This window comes from Microbulbifer maximicatervae (SeqCode), assembly GCF_052467695.1.
In genome coordinates, this window is sequence record NZ_CP174320.1 from 4265261 (window position 1) to 4281030 (window position 15770).

The 15770-nt window shown below is 48.1% G+C and carries 14 protein-coding genes; 8 read left to right on the forward strand and 6 right to left on the reverse strand.

What is annotated here, in order from left to right; translation table 11 throughout:
- Positions 1 to 33: 33 nt before the first annotated feature.
- On the forward strand, positions 34 to 396 hold the full coding sequence (locus ACJJI8_RS18665) for a cupin domain-containing protein (protein ID WP_444933336.1): 363 nt from the start codon (positions 34 to 36) through the stop codon (positions 394 to 396).
- A gap of 39 nt (positions 397 to 435) precedes the next feature.
- On the opposite strand, the gene ACJJI8_RS18670 is transcribed toward ACJJI8_RS18665, so the two are convergent.
- The 3 genes from ACJJI8_RS18670 to cadR form a co-directional block, all read right to left on the reverse strand.
- Complete coding sequence (locus tag ACJJI8_RS18670) at positions 436 to 840, reverse strand: acyl-CoA thioesterase (protein ID WP_444933337.1); 405 nt, start codon at positions 838 to 840, stop codon at positions 436 to 438.
- Positions 841 to 944: 104 nt separating this feature from the next.
- The gene (locus ACJJI8_RS18675) at positions 945 to 1781 is read right to left on the reverse strand and encodes a metallophosphoesterase (RefSeq protein WP_444933338.1); all 837 of its coding nucleotides are present in this window, start codon (positions 1779 to 1781) and stop codon (positions 945 to 947) included.
- A gap of 21 nt (positions 1782 to 1802) precedes the next feature.
- Complete coding sequence (gene cadR / locus ACJJI8_RS18680) at positions 1803 to 2237, reverse strand: Cd(II)/Pb(II)-responsive transcriptional regulator (RefSeq protein WP_444933339.1); 435 nt, start codon at positions 2235 to 2237, stop codon at positions 1803 to 1805.
- Positions 2238 to 2314: 77 nt separating this feature from the next.
- Between cadR and ACJJI8_RS18685 the strand changes: the two genes are divergently transcribed.
- Both ACJJI8_RS18685 and ACJJI8_RS18690 read left to right on the forward strand, forming a co-directional pair.
- Entirely contained in the window at positions 2315 to 4501 is a 2187-nt protein-coding gene (locus ACJJI8_RS18685) for a heavy metal translocating P-type ATPase (RefSeq protein ID WP_444933340.1), read from the forward strand.
- 306 nt (positions 4502 to 4807) lie between these two features.
- Positions 4808 to 5134, forward strand: a complete 327-nt coding sequence (locus ACJJI8_RS18690; RefSeq protein WP_444908167.1) for an energy transducer TonB — start codon at positions 4808 to 4810, stop codon at positions 5132 to 5134.
- A gap of 96 nt (positions 5135 to 5230) precedes the next feature.
- Here ACJJI8_RS18690 and ACJJI8_RS18695 read toward each other — a convergent pair whose 3' ends face one another.
- Together ACJJI8_RS18695 and norR are read right to left on the reverse strand one after the other, a co-directional pair.
- On the reverse strand, positions 5231 to 5503 hold the full coding sequence (locus tag ACJJI8_RS18695) for a hypothetical protein (RefSeq protein ID WP_444933341.1): 273 nt from the start codon (positions 5501 to 5503) through the stop codon (positions 5231 to 5233).
- Between the two features lie 23 nt (positions 5504 to 5526).
- A complete protein-coding gene (gene norR, locus ACJJI8_RS18700) occupies positions 5527 to 7098 on the reverse strand; it encodes a nitric oxide reductase transcriptional regulator NorR (protein WP_444933342.1) in 1572 nt (523 codons plus the stop codon).
- Positions 7099 to 7269: 171 nt separating this feature from the next.
- Here norR and ACJJI8_RS18705 point away from each other — a divergent pair, with 171 nt between their 5' ends.
- The 4 genes from ACJJI8_RS18705 (at position 7270) to ACJJI8_RS18720 (ending at position 11798) form a co-directional block, all read left to right on the forward strand.
- Positions 7270 to 7521 carry a hypothetical protein gene (locus ACJJI8_RS18705; protein ID WP_444933343.1) on the forward strand — a complete coding sequence of 84 codons (252 nt, stop codon included), beginning with the start codon at positions 7270 to 7272 and terminating at the stop codon, positions 7519 to 7521.
- A 442-nt stretch (positions 7522 to 7963) separates the two neighbouring features.
- Positions 7964 to 9229, forward strand: a complete 1266-nt coding sequence (locus ACJJI8_RS18710; protein ID WP_444913935.1) for a glycosyltransferase family 2 protein — start codon at positions 7964 to 7966, stop codon at positions 9227 to 9229.
- A gap of 5 nt (positions 9230 to 9234) precedes the next feature.
- Positions 9235 to 10260, forward strand: a complete 1026-nt coding sequence (locus tag ACJJI8_RS18715) for an HlyD family secretion protein (RefSeq protein WP_444913936.1) — start codon at positions 9235 to 9237, stop codon at positions 10258 to 10260.
- A 305-nt stretch (positions 10261 to 10565) separates the two neighbouring features.
- Positions 10566 to 11798: a TackOD1 domain-containing metal-binding protein gene (locus tag ACJJI8_RS18720; protein WP_413662142.1), complete on the forward strand. Its 1233-nt coding sequence runs from the start codon at positions 10566 to 10568 to the stop codon at positions 11796 to 11798.
- A gap of 53 nt (positions 11799 to 11851) precedes the next feature.
- On the opposite strand, the gene ACJJI8_RS18725 is transcribed toward ACJJI8_RS18720, so the two are convergent.
- On the reverse strand, positions 11852 to 13492 hold the full coding sequence (locus ACJJI8_RS18725; RefSeq protein WP_444933344.1) for an acetolactate synthase large subunit: 1641 nt from the start codon (positions 13490 to 13492) through the stop codon (positions 11852 to 11854).
- A gap of 303 nt (positions 13493 to 13795) precedes the next feature.
- Between ACJJI8_RS18725 and ACJJI8_RS18730 the strand changes: the two genes are divergently transcribed.
- The gene (locus ACJJI8_RS18730; protein WP_444933345.1) at positions 13796 to 15685 is read left to right on the forward strand and encodes a potassium transporter Kup; all 1890 of its coding nucleotides are present in this window, start codon (positions 13796 to 13798) and stop codon (positions 15683 to 15685) included.
- Positions 15686 to 15770: the final 85 nt, after the last annotated feature.

The window sequence follows — 15770 nt, forward strand, 5'->3', positions numbered from 1 at the left end:
AATCTCCCCTTGGTGGGTTATCTACAGGAAAATATGCAGGGGGTAAAATTTGACACACTGGTAGAATCGACCAAGGATTGGGCCGGAGATACCCTACCCCAATATCCAGAGGGGCAGCCAGAGCTCTCTGTGGTGCGTGTGACAATCGAGCCAGGCGCACGGCTACCAGTGCACAAACACCCCGTACCTAATAGCGTCTATGTTGCCGAAGGCACTTTAAGAGTTACCCTCGTTGACCAGGATAAAAGCCTAACTTTGGATGAGGGGAAAGCCTACGTTGAAGTCACCGATATGTGGCATTTTGGGCGCAATGAAGGCGACAAGCCGGCGACACTTATCATTTTTTACGCTGGTGCTAAGGGAATTCCGACAACGGTCTTTCAAAAAGATAATTAGGAAGCACCCTACTCTAATAACTTGCCAATGAATTGGCAGCTAACTGACGCGCAGCAGGGCCTCTCTAAGATAGCCAGGTAATGGGGTCTTTAGCTTTTCAGGGGATGACAGGGTGACATAGGTAATATTAGCGGTGAACGCTAGTATCCCATTATCCAAAAAGCCTTTCGTTTGAAACGTAAAAGAGTGATTACCAATATCCGCAACAGAAACATAGATACTTAATTCTTGATCCCAGGTTACAGGGGATAGAAACTCCAGGTTAAAAGCTCTTACAGGTGTAAGAAAACCCAGTTGTTTCATTCTGGCGATAGCAGGCCCTTCAAGCAGAACAGCCATTGCATCATGGGTTGCCTCAAGTGCAAAAGATGAGAACCTTGGGGTGTATACGATTCCCTCGGGATCACAATCCCCGAACAGTACTTTTCGTTTGACTGTTATCATCGTATCAACCCGTTATTTCTTATCTGGGCTGGAATTATATGTGAAGGTCCCCGCTCCATTCCTACCAAACCACCTACCCAAATCCATCATTGAGGGATTAAACCTCAAGGACCAAATATGGATAATACAGTTACTTCTGGTGGCACCAGGAAACGTACTGGCAAAATACTGGTCCCTACCCCAGGGCTTACATAGAGGTGTTTATCACCTTCAACAATATGCCCAATAGCAAAACGCTGCCCGTAACTTGAAGGTACTATGGGCCGCCCAATAAACGGCAAGTAGACCTGGCCCCCGTGAGTATGCCCGGCGATAGTTAATGACAGCTCCGCAGGCAGCTCGGGGAAAATATCCGGATTATGAGTGAAGGCCAATACCGTCTCACCTTCATCTATCCCCTGCATTGCTTTTTTAACATCGTGAGGCCCCTCCCAAAAATCACTGATTCCCACTAGCCGTAATTTACATTCGATACTAACCAGACTTACTGACTTATCCTCAAGCACTGAAATCCCCTGGCTTTCAAGGGATTGCTCAACCCGCGCTGCATCAAGCCACCAATCATGATTTCCCAATACGGCAAACACCCCCATCGGGGCCTTGAGTTCTTTAAGAATTCCCGCTGCATCCTCCGGCGGAACGAATTTACCTCCAACAACCCCCTGAATAACAAAGTCACCGGGTAGGAGAATAAGGTCGGGTTGGCTTTTATTAACAGCCTCAACCAGGTTTTGTAGGCTCTTCCGCCCCTTGTAAGGGGAACCTACATGCAGGTCAGCAAGTATCGCGACCCTTAGCCCGTTACATTCCTTTGGCCAGGTATCTACGACAATATCATCTTCATTAATTCGGAAACTTGCTGGCTCAACGATAAATGCCCATACGGCTAACAACAAACCAATACAAAATAATACGATAAAAGTTATACGCCACTTACTCAAAACAAGGCCCAAAATTTACGACTAACACTCATTATTATTTGCCGGATGGCCATGACAGCTACAATCTGTCAGCTCCCGCATAATGTCACAGGCATTAATTGCCTGGCCACCCTCACATCGATTGCGTAAATCTACCAAGCTTTTTCGCAACTGCTTGAGCGATTCCAGTTGTTTTTCGACTCTTTGAATTTGATCATCAACCACGCTATCAATATCAGTGCAGCTTTGCGATGGAGCCGCTTTTAATCTCAACAGGTTGCGAATATCCTCGAGGGGGATATCCAGAGAACGACAGTGGCGAATAAAACGCAGTTGTTCCAGGTGAGACTCTGAGTAGAGCCGGAAATTACCCTCTGAGCGAGCGGGCTCTGGTAGTAGCCCCGCCTGCTCGTAGTAACGAACCGTTTCCACTTTGCAGCCCACTCTCCTGGCAGTTTCACCAATCTTATAAGCCATGCCACTCCCTCTTGACTCTATAGTTACTAGAGGGATTGTAATACTGGCTCACTGACTGATCTATCCGAGAGTGAATAATGGTCAAGCGCGATTCCAGCTGTGGCTGCAGCGGGGCAACCCAAGCCACAACCATGACGCCAATTCAAAACACCAATAACAACAGCGACAAAGGTGACCTGTCCCTGTTCTCCATCAGCAAGATGGACTGCCCCACTGAAGAGGGGTTGATACGCGCCAAGCTCTCTGGCATGCAGGGCATTTACCAGCTGGACTTTAACCTGGTGCAGCGAATCCTACAGGTGCGCCACGCGCCCGGTATGGAGAGCAAGATCCTCAACACCCTAACCCCTCTTGACCTGGACGCACGCCTGGCCACGGAAGATGACATCGATTCCGCGCCACCTACCACCCATGCAAACTGGTGGTTATTGGGCGCGGCCGGTTTGGCGGCGATTGCCTCCGAGGTCGTATTCTGGTTACAGGGGGGAAACAATTGGCTGGTAATGATACTGGCCCTGGCCGCTATCGCTGGCGGCGGACTCACGACCTACAAAAAGGGCTGGATTGCGCTCAGTAATCGCAACCTGAATATGAACGCGCTGATGTCCATCGCGGTCACCGGCGCCCTGCTTATCGGTCACTGGCCCGAAGCAGCAATGGTGATGGTGTTATTCACCCTAGCAGAATTAATTGAAGCCAAATCCCTGGATCGTGCCCGTAATGCGATTCGGGAGTTGATGGACCTGGCCCCGGAAACCGCCACTGTACAGGGGCCAGATGGCGAGTGGGTTTCCATGTCAGCCAAGACTGTTCCGGTTGGCACAACCATCCGGGTGCGCCCCGGCGAACGTATCGCTCTAGATGGGGAAGTAATACGCGGCAATTCAGCAGTAAACCAGGCCCCAATTACCGGGGAGAGCCTTCCGGTAGACAAAGGCCCTGGAGATGAACTTTTCGCCGGCAGTATCAACGAATCCGGGGCACTCGAATACCAATCTACGGCTGCTGCCAACGATAACCTGCTCGCCCGAATCATTCATGCGGTGGAAGCCGCACAAGGTAGTCGCGCGCCAACACAGCGCTTTGTCGACCAATTCGCCCGTTGGTATACGCCGCTGGTATTTGCAGTGGCACTGGCTACTGCAGCAATACCGCCGCTGTTTTTTGCCGGCAGCTGGATGGAATGGATCTATCGCGCACTCGTGTTACTGGTAATCGCCTGCCCCTGCGCACTGGTGATTGCAACTCCTGTCACCATCGTAAGCGGATTGGCATCGGCCACCCGCCACGGAATCCTTGTCAAAGGCGGGGCCTACCTTGAGCAGGGGCGCCACCTTCGCTGGTTGGCATTGGATAAAACTGGAACCATCACCCATGGCCTGCCAACCGTCACGGATTTTAAAGTGTTAGCGCCAATGCCCGCGGAAGAGGTACAAACCCTGGCGGCGAGCCTAGCCGAACGTTCCGATCATCCGGTATCCAGGGCCGTACTGGAGTTTGCTCAGATTCCCCACGAACGCCTACAAGAAGTGGATACTTTTGAAGCCCTGGCCGGGCGCGGCGTCAGGGGCAGAATTCAGGGGGATCAGTGCTACCTGGGTAACCACCGGCTTATTGAAGAATTGGGCATTTGCTCCGCCGAGCTGGAGCGCCAATTGGGAACCCTTGAGGAAGAAGGGAAAACTGTTGTGATGCTGACCCGGGAAAACTCCGTTCTGGCGATATTTGCTGTCGCCGATACCGTGAAGGAATCGAGCCAGCACGCCATTGAGAGCCTTCACAAACTGGGCGTGAAAACACTGATGCTTTCCGGGGACAACCAGCACACTGCAGATGCGATTGCCAAACAAGTCGGCATAGATCGGGCTGAAGGCAACCTACTGCCGGAAGACAAGCTCAGAGAGGTGGAGGCTCTATCTGGAAAAGGCCAGGTTGGCATGGTTGGCGATGGCATTAACGATGCCCCCGCCTTGGCACGTGCTGATATTGGGTTTGCGATGGGAGCAACGGGAACCGACACAGCGATAGAAACCGCTGACGTGGCCCTGATGGACGACAATCTGGGCAAGATCGCCACCTTTATCCAACTATCTCGTTCAACGGCCCATATTCTTTGGCAGAACATTATCTTGGCGCTGGGCATTAAAGCGGTCTTTCTGGTGCTTGCTTTTGCCGGAGAGGCAACCATGTGGATGGCTGTTTTTGCCGATATGGGGACCAGCCTGCTCGTGGTTTTTAATGGGTTGAGAGTGATGAGGAAATGAGCCGGTTTGATATACGGCTTTTCTAGTTAACGGTACTAATTCAGCAATACAGTCTTTCCGTTAACTCCGCTAGATACCGGATAGATTACTTGCTATTTAACAGCTACAGAGAAAATCTATAGGGTGTTACACTTGCCATTTCAATAAGTGCAAAGAAGATTAAAAGTTTTGAACAAATTAGCCCTGATATCTATTATTTTTCTTCTTTGCAGTTGCACTGACTCTCCAACAAGCAAAAATTGCAGCTCTTACGACGAATGCCCCCAGTACATTGACTTTTATAAATCCAGCATTGAAGACAGGGAAATGGCAAGAGAGAAAGGCGGGCCTGTTCCTGTTTACAAATCACTGCCAATATACCCTCAAGAAGCGCTGGAAAAGCAGATGGAAGGCTACGTAATTGTTGAGTATGACATTAATAAAAACGGCGATCCGGTAGACCCCCGAGTTATTAAAAGTAAGCCCTCGGGTTTCTTTGAAGAATCTGCTATCCAGACAGCAAAACACTTTAAATATGAAGCAACTCCAGAAGAGTTCAATAACATTAGAACCAAAGTCATTTATAATATTGCCGAGAATCAACCTGATAGCCAAGAAACATTTTTTGCATATTTATTGTGGCTAGCGATTTAGTTATTTTTATACAAGATCGCAAGTATAAGTATTTACAGCTCTAGCCTTCTATCAAATGCTTGGAGTAATATCACATGCAAATCGTAATACCCCTTATCAATTCCACCAGCGTCTAAAACTAATAAGGCTACGTGCCAGCAAAAAGGGAACCAGAAACTGGCCACTCATCTGCAGCGCAAACTTTGGCCAGAAATCTATTTCTTCAGAAAAGAATGACAGTACAAGATTGCCTGGAAATAAAAATGTACCGAAATACGGCCATCCCCCACCAATAATTTTCCAGTTATACGCAAATGCCAGTACGCCGATAGTCAGGGAAATTACCCCTACAACCAGTGAAAGCCGTAATCCTTTATCGCTAATCAACATTGCAACTCCTTGCTTCATATAGATTACTTACCTCGAACAACCTCTTTCTTGATGTAAACACCCAACCTTTTAGCGAGACGCACCAAGTTCCCTCGGTCTACGGATAGTAATTTGGCCGCTTTACTCCAGTTCCCATCGGTCTCAGCTAGAGCACGCCCAATGAGTTCACTCTGATAGTTTTCCGTTTCCACCCTTAAATCAATAGCCTCAGACAGCGACTCTACCGGTTTCTGCGGAGGCTTCTGAATAACCAGGTCATCGGGAATTTCAATTTGTGCTGCAGTAATGGCAACAATAGCTTCTGGAGAGCTACCTTTGCGGGCCCTAAGGGCTGCGCGGCTGATAATATGTTCCAGCTCGCGAACATTACCCGGCCAAGCGTATCGCTGTAGCTTGTTGGTGGCCTCTGTACTGAGACGCAACTGACGAAAACCCAGCTTCCTGCGGGAGCGCTCCAAGAAGTAGTCTGCCAACAGCAGAACATCATTACCCCTCCGGCATAGCGGTGGGACTTCAAGGGGATATACAGAGAGGCGGTGGTAGAGATCAGCTCGGAAAGTACCGTTTTCAATCCCTTTGCGTAAATCCCTATTAGTCGCCGCTACAATGCGAACATCTACATGCTGCACCGTATCTTTGCCTACCGGCTGAATCTCACCACTTTGCAATACACGCAACAGTTTGCTCTGCACCACAAGCGGTAACTCGCCAACCTCATCCAGGAAAATAGTGCCGCCGTTCGCCAGTAAAAATTTGCCGGGCCTCTCGCGATCTGCGCCGGTGAAGGCCCCTTTTGAATGACCAAAAAGTTCAGCTTCCGCCAGGGTTTCAGTCAGGGAAGCGCAGTTCAAATAGACTAAGGGCTTCTCCTTGCGAGTCGACAACCTATGGACGGTACGGGCCACCAGCTCTTTCCCCACCCCTGTTTCACCGAGAATCAGCACGTTGTAATCCGACCCAGCCACCAGCTCTATCTCACTGCGCAGGGACTGCATTTCCGCGCTCTCACCAATTAATTCACCTCCATCTCGCTCCAGAGCCTGCTGGGTTAGGTCTTTCACCAATTGCTCGGCATGCTCAGCGGAGTGTGACAGGGCCTTTAGCTCTAAAGCTGTGCGTAAAGTGGCCGCAGACAGCGCGGCTATCAGTTCAAGGGTTCGATCACTGATTCGGGCATAGGCATCCGCAGACATGCTATCCACTGTTACCAGACCAATCAGGTGGTTATCTGAATAGAGAGGCAAACCCATACAGGAGTGCACGGGAAGATCTCCCTCCCTATCCAACAGCAAACCATCAAAGGGATCTGGTAGCTGACAGTCAGATGGGAAGCGGACTGGGTGTTCCGAAGCACAGATCTGCGCTAGCCGTGGATGCTCATCAATCAGGAATCGCCGCCCCAGGGTCCGTCGGGCAAGCCCTTGGACTGCGAGAGGGGTGAGTGTATCGCCGTTGAGCCCAAGCAAGGCAACGGCATCGCATTTGATCGCTTTGCGGATAGTAGACAGCAGGCGCTCAAAGCGATCGCTGTTGTTAAGGCTGTTAGCCAAGTCCAGAGCCACTTCGAGCAGTAAGGTTGCGTTGGTATCTACCATAGCCAAATCAGTCCAAAAGACCTTTTAGAGTCATTATGACACAGCAACCATAAAGGTCAATTTGACACACAAACACCAAGAATAAGCCGTAACTCCTTGTTTTTATTAGCATTTATATTTGGCATAGCAGTTGCTAAAGATAGATTGACGCCGTTTGAACCTGAGGCCGATATGCTGAATACGGAAAACCCCTTACTGCGTGAGCGTTTCAAGCTTCTACTAAAAGCCGGTAACTTTACGCTGCTTCTGTCAGTTCCCCTGCTTATTCTGACGATTGTTATTTGCTATCCCCTATCGCACCTATTTTCAATTCCCGCGCAGGTCGCAGGACATATCTTTATGGTGATTAGTGCGACGTTTCTAAAACTGGGCTACATAGGTCGTGTGGTTGCTCAATACAACCTTAACCTTGAAGTTCGTTAGAAATTAAAAAACGCCTTCTTGTCCCCTGCCCCATTTAGCAGTGGCATATAAATTTTGCCTGAAGCCGCAGTAGCTCTGGGCTTCAGCACTACTCGGCACCTGAAACAACCGTGGACTATACTGACAATCTCAGGTGACGCATCTCCTTGTGCGACACCTCGGACCGACATATCAAGTCTGCAAGCACTTAATTGATTGATGAACAAAGGGCCAAAGTCAGGGGGTATCAAAATTGGGCTTAGCCTTAACAAGCAATGAGTTGAGAGCCCTTACCAATGAATGGAATCCAAGCGTAAGACCCACTCCGCACACTCAATCCCCTCCCCCTCTCAAAGAGGTACTGCCAGACACTAGCAGTGAGCCACATACGTTCGCTCCTATATCACAGATAGGTAACAGCAATAGCCGAGGGCCGCATTCGCCTATTGGGGAGCAAACCTAAATGTGGGAAATGATCGATGACGGAATTACTTTCTTTGCCACTCAGAGCTACGCCACCCTCTTTACGATGTTTTGGATTGTCGTGGTGTTGGAGTTTCCCAGATATTTAATGTCGTTTTTTACCTCTGTATTTTTTTTCGCCTCCAAACCCGAATTTGAAGAAGATATAGAGTCTTTAGGCAGACTCACAGCGGTAATCGCCGGTCACAACGAGGAAAACTCTATTGAAAAGTGTGGCGAGCGCCTACAGGAACAGAGCTATATCCCCTACGAAGTGATCGCGATTAGCGATGGCTCCACAGATAAAACTCGGGACGATATTCACTACCTGCAAAATAAAGGTCGCTTGGATGGCGCTCATGCAACAGAGCTGCGTGGAGGCAAGGCCTCAGCCCTTAATTTAGGACAGAGATTTTCAACAGGCGACTTTATAGCCTCAATTGATTGCGATTGCACCTTCGATCGCCACGCTATGAAATACGTGATGCAAGGCTTTGCAGATCCCAGGGTTGGCGTGGTTTCAGGTAATGTAATTGTCCGAAACTCCACAGAAAATATACTCAGCTCCTTCCAGGCCATTGAATATGTAATCAGTATTTGCTTGGGGCGACACTCCCTAGCGATGCTCGACCAAATGTGTTGTGCCTCCGGTGCCTTCAGTGCTTTTAGGGTATCCGCAATGAATCAAATTGGCGGCTTTGATGCCGGCGGAGGAGAAGACTTAGATATCACCTTTCGTTTGCGGGATTACGGTTGGAAAGTGGAATTTGCACCTGAGGCGATTTGTTATACCGATGTTCCCACCAGCATCACAGTTCTAATGCGCCAGCGCTTTAGGTGGGAACGGGATGCGATTCGTCTTCGCTACCGCAAGTACCTACATTTTATTAATCCGTTCCGCCAAGGAATGCAGCTAAAAGAGTTTTTTCACCAATATGAATTCCTGGTTTTCAATGTTATTGCCGCAATAGCTTTACCAATCTATTTAGTCTGGCTATTTGTGCGCTATGGCGACAATGCCTGGTTTATTTTAGCGGGAGCCCAGGTTGTATTAATTGCACTCGATACAATTACCTTTGCTTTAGCTTCTTACGCAACCCCAAAAGTCAAGTCACTTCCCCTTTGGCCCTATATTCCTGCCTATAGCATCTTTTATGTAAACTTTATGCGAGTCGTAAGACTGTATGCTTATGTTCAGGAATGGATCTTTAGAACATCCTATAAAGATTCTTTCGCCCCTTTAAAAGTACACCGTGTTCGTGAGTAGCTTGAATGAAGGCTCTGCGAAAACGACTACGCCCAGATAGCTTCGAAAGCGAGCAGCGAAAAACCCGAGGATCTGCCAGCCGACGAATATATCTGGCTTTGTTAATTTTATTTGGTATTGGCGTTATTCGCTATATATGGGGTGACTGGTTTTTACTGCGAAGCGATGGGTTAGTACTACGCGATCAAAGCGTTATTGAAATGGGCTATCTAGTAAAAGTAGTAGAGGTTGCCGTAGATGAAGGGCAAGCTGTTCGAGAGGGCGAGTTACTCTTAAGGATTGAATCAATGGAGCTACTGGAGCGAATCGCCGATCTCTCCACCCGCCAAGCTAACCTAATACAGATTTCTGCTGAATTCACTTTATTGGCAGAGACTGCTAAAAAACTACTCACTCCCGCCAAGGAGCGTAAAGTACAAATTGGCCGAATCGTAGATAGAATCAATAAACTTGCAAATAAAGGAGTAGTCAGCGAAGTCGGTTACCAAGATGTATTGAAAGATAACTTCGAGGCCAGTGAAACCCTGGTAAAATTACAAGTTGAAAGCGCCACCCTGGAAGGAAAACGTAGATCTGTTGATGAGGCAATTTATCGCTCCGAACAAGCGCTAAGAAAACTGGAGGAGCATTACAATAACGGTATTATTCAAAGCCCCACTTCTGGTCTAGTTGGGGCTTCAGTCCCCCATGTCGGCAATGTTTATGATGCTGGGGAGCCCCTTATGTCTATCTACACCGGGGAAGCCTATGTCCTAGCCTATCTACCCAATCAATATCAATTCGTGATCAAGCCTGGAATGGAGGTATTGGTTACTGGTGGACGCTTTAAAGACAAAGGGGTACTAGTAGAAATGATCCCCCTCTCAGCCGCACTACCCCAGGAGTTCCAAAATACATTCAAGCCCACATCGCGTAATCAGTTAGCGAAAATAGTCTTACTTGACCCATCAAAATTTCCGGTGAACGAGAAAGTTACCATAACCCTAAAGATTGACTGGATTGATGTCATTATTGATAAATTTATTAATTAACTCCCCCCAGATGACGACTACCTTTTATGTCATACAGTTATTCCTAATTCCTGCCAGGGACGTAGGGCACCTATCCCTGCCTATTGCCAATTTTTCACCTATCTTTTCTTAAATACTCAACAATCTATTCAGTAAAAGGGACGCCATATACACCACAGGTTACACAGTTACGTATAACTGGCATGAAATAAGCTAAAACACTCAGTTAATCTTTCAAACGCCAGCTGTTATATAGGTGTGGAGGAATCAGCATCTCCTTTTTAAGTGACGAATATAGCTTTTTTCGCTGGCCCGGCGACTCTAAGGTGACATCGCATACCGGTGAATCCAAAGACGCTATTTTGATTGAGGAGCCAGCATCAGTAGATGACCTGACGCATATATGGCATATGCGTGGTGGCTTGTATCTACTCCCGGTTATTGATCTCACTGGAACAGTCGGCGAGAAGGCAGATCTGGATTGCTCAAAGCTTAGTGCGCAGGATATGCCCGTTGTGAGCCAGGTTATTGACGACTTTCACTATCGGCGCGCGCAAGTCCACCTGGATTTCCACACCACTCAGAAAGATAGCGACAAAATACTAGCGCGATTATTTGTATCTGGCGTAAGTCTCTCGCCGCACTATAGCCCCAACTCCAAAGCTACTGTTGATTTTAATATTATCCTCGATAGCCCGACGGTTGTGACGGAATGTGAAAAACTGATCGAATCAGGATTTCTACAGGGCAAGTTTTTCGATCGACGCCATATCTGTAACGGCTGTGGGGGTTCTCAGTTTAATGTCCGTGAAGAGTGCGCGGTATGCAGATCCTCTAACCTTACCGAAGACTTCTATCTTCACCATTTCAGCTGCGCTTATTTGGGTCGTGAAGCTGACTTCAGGGAGGGTGAAGACCTGATTTGCCCCAAATGTCGAAAGGAGCTTTTACACTTCGGCAGTGACTACGACAAACCCGGCACACTGCTTATTTGCAATGCTTGCGGCCATGCCAGCTCAGAGGTGGAGATCGGTTTTTTGTGCCTCAACTGCCAGAAAGATACCGACAGCGAGTCAATACGCACCGGGGACATTCACAGCTATGACATTACAGAGCGCGCCAGTAGCTACCTAAGAGCTGGCTATGCATTTCTTGATTTTACTGATCATAACCCTATGTTCGCTGACCTTCCCTTCACCCTGATCGTGGAACTCAACCAGGCGGCAAGAGCATGGAAAGAGAATAAAACAAATTTCTGCTTAGTAAACATTAATTACGAACATGCTCATGAGCTTGAAGTCGAACATGGGCCTCGACAAACGATGCAGAGCCGCCGCCAATTCATAGAGAACCTTCATGGAGTTTTATGTAGAGCTTACGAAGGTATACGGAAAGAGGACTTTATTACCGGGAAATATGAAGATTATATGGTTCTACATGGAATAGCCAAGGAGGACATACTTGAAGATCGTAGAGAAATGATCAAGATTGCCATGTCCTCCATAAGGCTGGATATTGGTCCCTACTTTAAAGTACTCGGGCCCGAGGAGCTTGTTTAAAAGAAAGCCGAACACCTCCCTGTTACAACTACCTTACCCGAGCCGGCTACCCCCTACAACTTACTCGACAACTCGCGAATTTCATGATTCAGGATACGGTCGTTGTGACTGTAATCCACGGGCACATCCACGAGATGGACCCCACCAGCCCTGCAACATTTTTCTATCATCGGTTTAAACTCATCCGTGGCCGTTATTCTGTGACCATGAGCACCATAGGATTTTGCATAGTCGACAAAATCAGGATTACCAAAATCCAGACCAAAGTTATCAAACTCCATCATGGCCTGCTTCCACTTGATCATTCCGTAGGCATCATCGCGCAAAATAAGCACGATAAGGTCAAGTTTTAAACGAACCGCCGTTTCAATCTCCTGGGAATTCATCATAAAGCCCCCATCCCCACAAATTGCAACCACACGACGGTCTGGGCACACCAACTTGGCAGCCATTGCCGAAGGCAAGCCCGCCCCCATCGTTGCCAGTGCATTGTCGAGCAGCACGGTATTCGGGGCTAAAGCAGGATAATTCCGCGCGAACCAGATTTTGAACATGCCATTATCAAGCGCAATAATGCCCTTCTCCGGCATCACTTCGCGGAGATCCTTTACCAGTCGTTGCGGACGAATTGGGAAAGTGGTGGTATTTGAGCCCTCCTGGATGTGTTTTTGAAGCGCGGCACGAATGCGATGTGCATCGGTAAAGCTCCAGTGATCCTGGGGTTCCAAGTGCTGGTCCAGCTGCCACAAGCTGTTGGCAATATCGCCAACCACCTCTATCTGCGGGAAGTAGACCGGATCCACCTGCGCTGAATTGAAGTTAATATGTACAACTTCCGGGCCACCGGGGCGCATAAAGAAAGGCGGCTTTTCTACAACATCGTGGCCCACATTGATAATCAGGTCGGCCTGCTCAATGGCCCGGTGAACAAAATCCCCATCCGATAGCGCGGTATTTCCAATAAAGTGCGGGCCCGATTCATCAATTACTCCCTTTCCCATCTGAGTTGTGACCACCGGAATACCCAATTTGTCGACAAACTTGCGCAACATTTTGGCGGTTAATTTACGGTTTGCGCCTGCTCCCACCAACAGCAGTGGTTTACGGGATGCCGCAATCGCTTCTGCGGCTTTGCGCACCGCCTTCTCTTCAGCAATTGGCCTGCGGTTATAGCTGGGCTCCAAGACCGGCATGGTGGAGTGTTCACGGGCAATATCTTCAGGAAATTCCAAGTGGGTCGCTCCCGGCCGCTCCTCTTCCGATTGCCGAAAGGCTTCACGGACATGAGCAGGCACATAGTCGCCCCCCACAATGGTCTTGGTGAACTTGGTCAGCGGACGCATCATGTCAACAATATCAATAATCTGAAACTGGCCTTGCTTGGAACTTTTGATAGGTTTTTGACCAGTGACCATCACCATCGGCATTCCACCGAGCTGGGCATAGGCTGCAGCTGTCACAAGGTTCGTGGCCCCCGGACCCAAAGTAGACATACAGACACCTGGTTTGCCCGTAAGCCGACCATAGGTAGCAGCCATAAAACCGGCACCTTGTTCATGGCGCGTGACAATTAGTTTTATCTTTGAACCCCGCAAAGACTCCAGCATATCCAGGTTTTCCTCACCAGGAATCGCGAAGATGTACTCAACGCCCTCTTTCTCCAGGGCACGAATAAAAAGGTCCGATGCTTTCATTGGGGAGGCTCCTGTAGTCCCGCCTTACTAACAATAAGATCCCCGCCAAAAGAGCTGCCTTTATAACTGCCTGACACAATTGCTCAATTACGCGGATACCTCTCTTACATCTCACTTTATCGGCTCGTAAGTTTGCACCCTGCACAGTAGCTCACATGGTGCCTTAGCAATGTATTGCTAAGATCAGTCTCAGGGAAAACTATTTCTTGCGCGCTGATATCCACCATCCAAGTGATGACAGCAAACTCCCTGATAAGTCTTAAATCACTGCCTTTGTATGACACCGGATGATAAGAGTTGCAAATGGAATCTCGCTCAGAAGGCGCAAGAAAACACTGGGTTCTATCACTTGCCGCTCTCGGGGTTGTATTTGGTGATATCGGCACTAGCCCACTCTACGCCTTTAAACTGATTTTCCACCCCCGGTTTGGAATTCCCCATAACACTGAAACCATTATTGGTGGGGTCTCTGCTGTCTTCTGGGCACTTACCCTAATTGTCACTATTAAGTACGTCATATTGGTAATGCGCCTGGACAACCGAGGGGAAGGTGGGATCATGGCGCTGATGACACTGGCCCTGGAAGCGACAAAAGGGCGAGAATTATTAAGAAAGCTCATTATCGGCGGCGGAATCTGTGGGGCGGCACTATTTTTTGGTGATGCCGTTATCACACCAGCCATCTCAGTTCTCTCCGCAGTCGAAGGACTGGAGATAGTCAATAAGACTCTAAAACCGTTTATCCTGCCAATTTCTATCGGCATACTCTTTGGATTGTTTTTTGTACAGCGCTTCGGCACCGAAACCGTGGGGAAACTGTTCGGCCCGATTACCGCCATCTGGTTCTTAGTTTTGCTGCTCGCGGGCCTTTACTGGGTGCTCCAAAACCCTGTAATCCTCCACTCCATTAATCCTCTACATGCTGTGAGCTTCCTCACTAACCATGGCATGGCTTCCTTCTGGATATTAGGTGCAGTGTTACTGGTGTTTACCGGAGGAGAGGCTCTATATACCGACATGGGGCATTTTGGACGCATGCCTATAAGAATTGCCTGGATAGGTTTGGTGTTCCCCGCCCTGGTGTTGAACTATATGGGACAGGGCGCTCTACTTATTAGTGACACCTCTGCGGTAGACAACCCCTTTTACCGGATGTACCCGGACTGGTCGCTCTACCCAATGATTATTCTTGCAACTGTAGCAACCTGCATCGCTTCCCAGGCCTGTATCTCGGGGACCTTCTCCCTGACAAAACAAGGAATCCAACTTGGCTTGATGCCCCGTTTTGCCATCCGGCACACGTCATCAGCACTCGCGGGACAAGTCTATATGCCCGGTGTCAATTACCTATTAATGACAGCGGTAATACTGGTGGCAATTCTCTTTGGAAGCTCAGTCCACCTGGCTAGTGCTTATGGTGTATCAGTGAGTGGCGCAATGTTGATTACCTCCTGCATTGCAGCAATCGTGTATCGCCACTACCTCAAATACAATCTGATAATTTGCCTGGCTGTCGGCTCATTCTTTGCTTTTATTGATTTTGCCTTTGTTACTTCAAACCTGGCAAAGATAGGCCACGGGGGGTGGTTCTCTATAAGTTTAGCCGCCTTTATTGCGATGCTGATGATTACTTGGAGAGATGGAAAAAAAGCGATAAATTGTTACTTACAGGGGAAAAATTTTAAATTAGAGCCCTATTTAAACTCACTTTTTGATAATCCCCCATTACGAGTACCTGGAACTGCAATATTTGTGGGAACCAATCAACTCTTTGTACCTCATGCCCTAATATACAATTTGAAACATAACAGTGTTCTTCACGAAAAGAACCTTTTCCTAACCGTTACGTCGGCCAACACACCAAAAGTACTCCCAAAGAACCGAGCAATCATTAGCAAGATTAGAGAGGGATGTTTCAGGCTAATCTTACGTTATGGATATATGGAACGCCCAGATGTCGAAGGGGCCATAAATAAACTCAACAAAATGCACCTATTGGATATTGATCCAAGTAAGTCTTCTTTCTTCACCTGCCGGTACAATATATTTCCTGTAAAAGGCGGTTATAGCAAAATGGCGAATTGGAGAGAGCGAATTTTTGCCGCCATGGTAAGAAATTCAAGCAGTGCTATAGACTATTACCGCATTCCAGCGAATCGGACTGTCGAAGTACAAGAGAATATAATGATATGAATTGACAAGCTATTTTATCAAATAACTGACGAACCTATGAGACTCACCTCAGGGTATAGAATGGAAAGGTAAATGTGTGATAGTC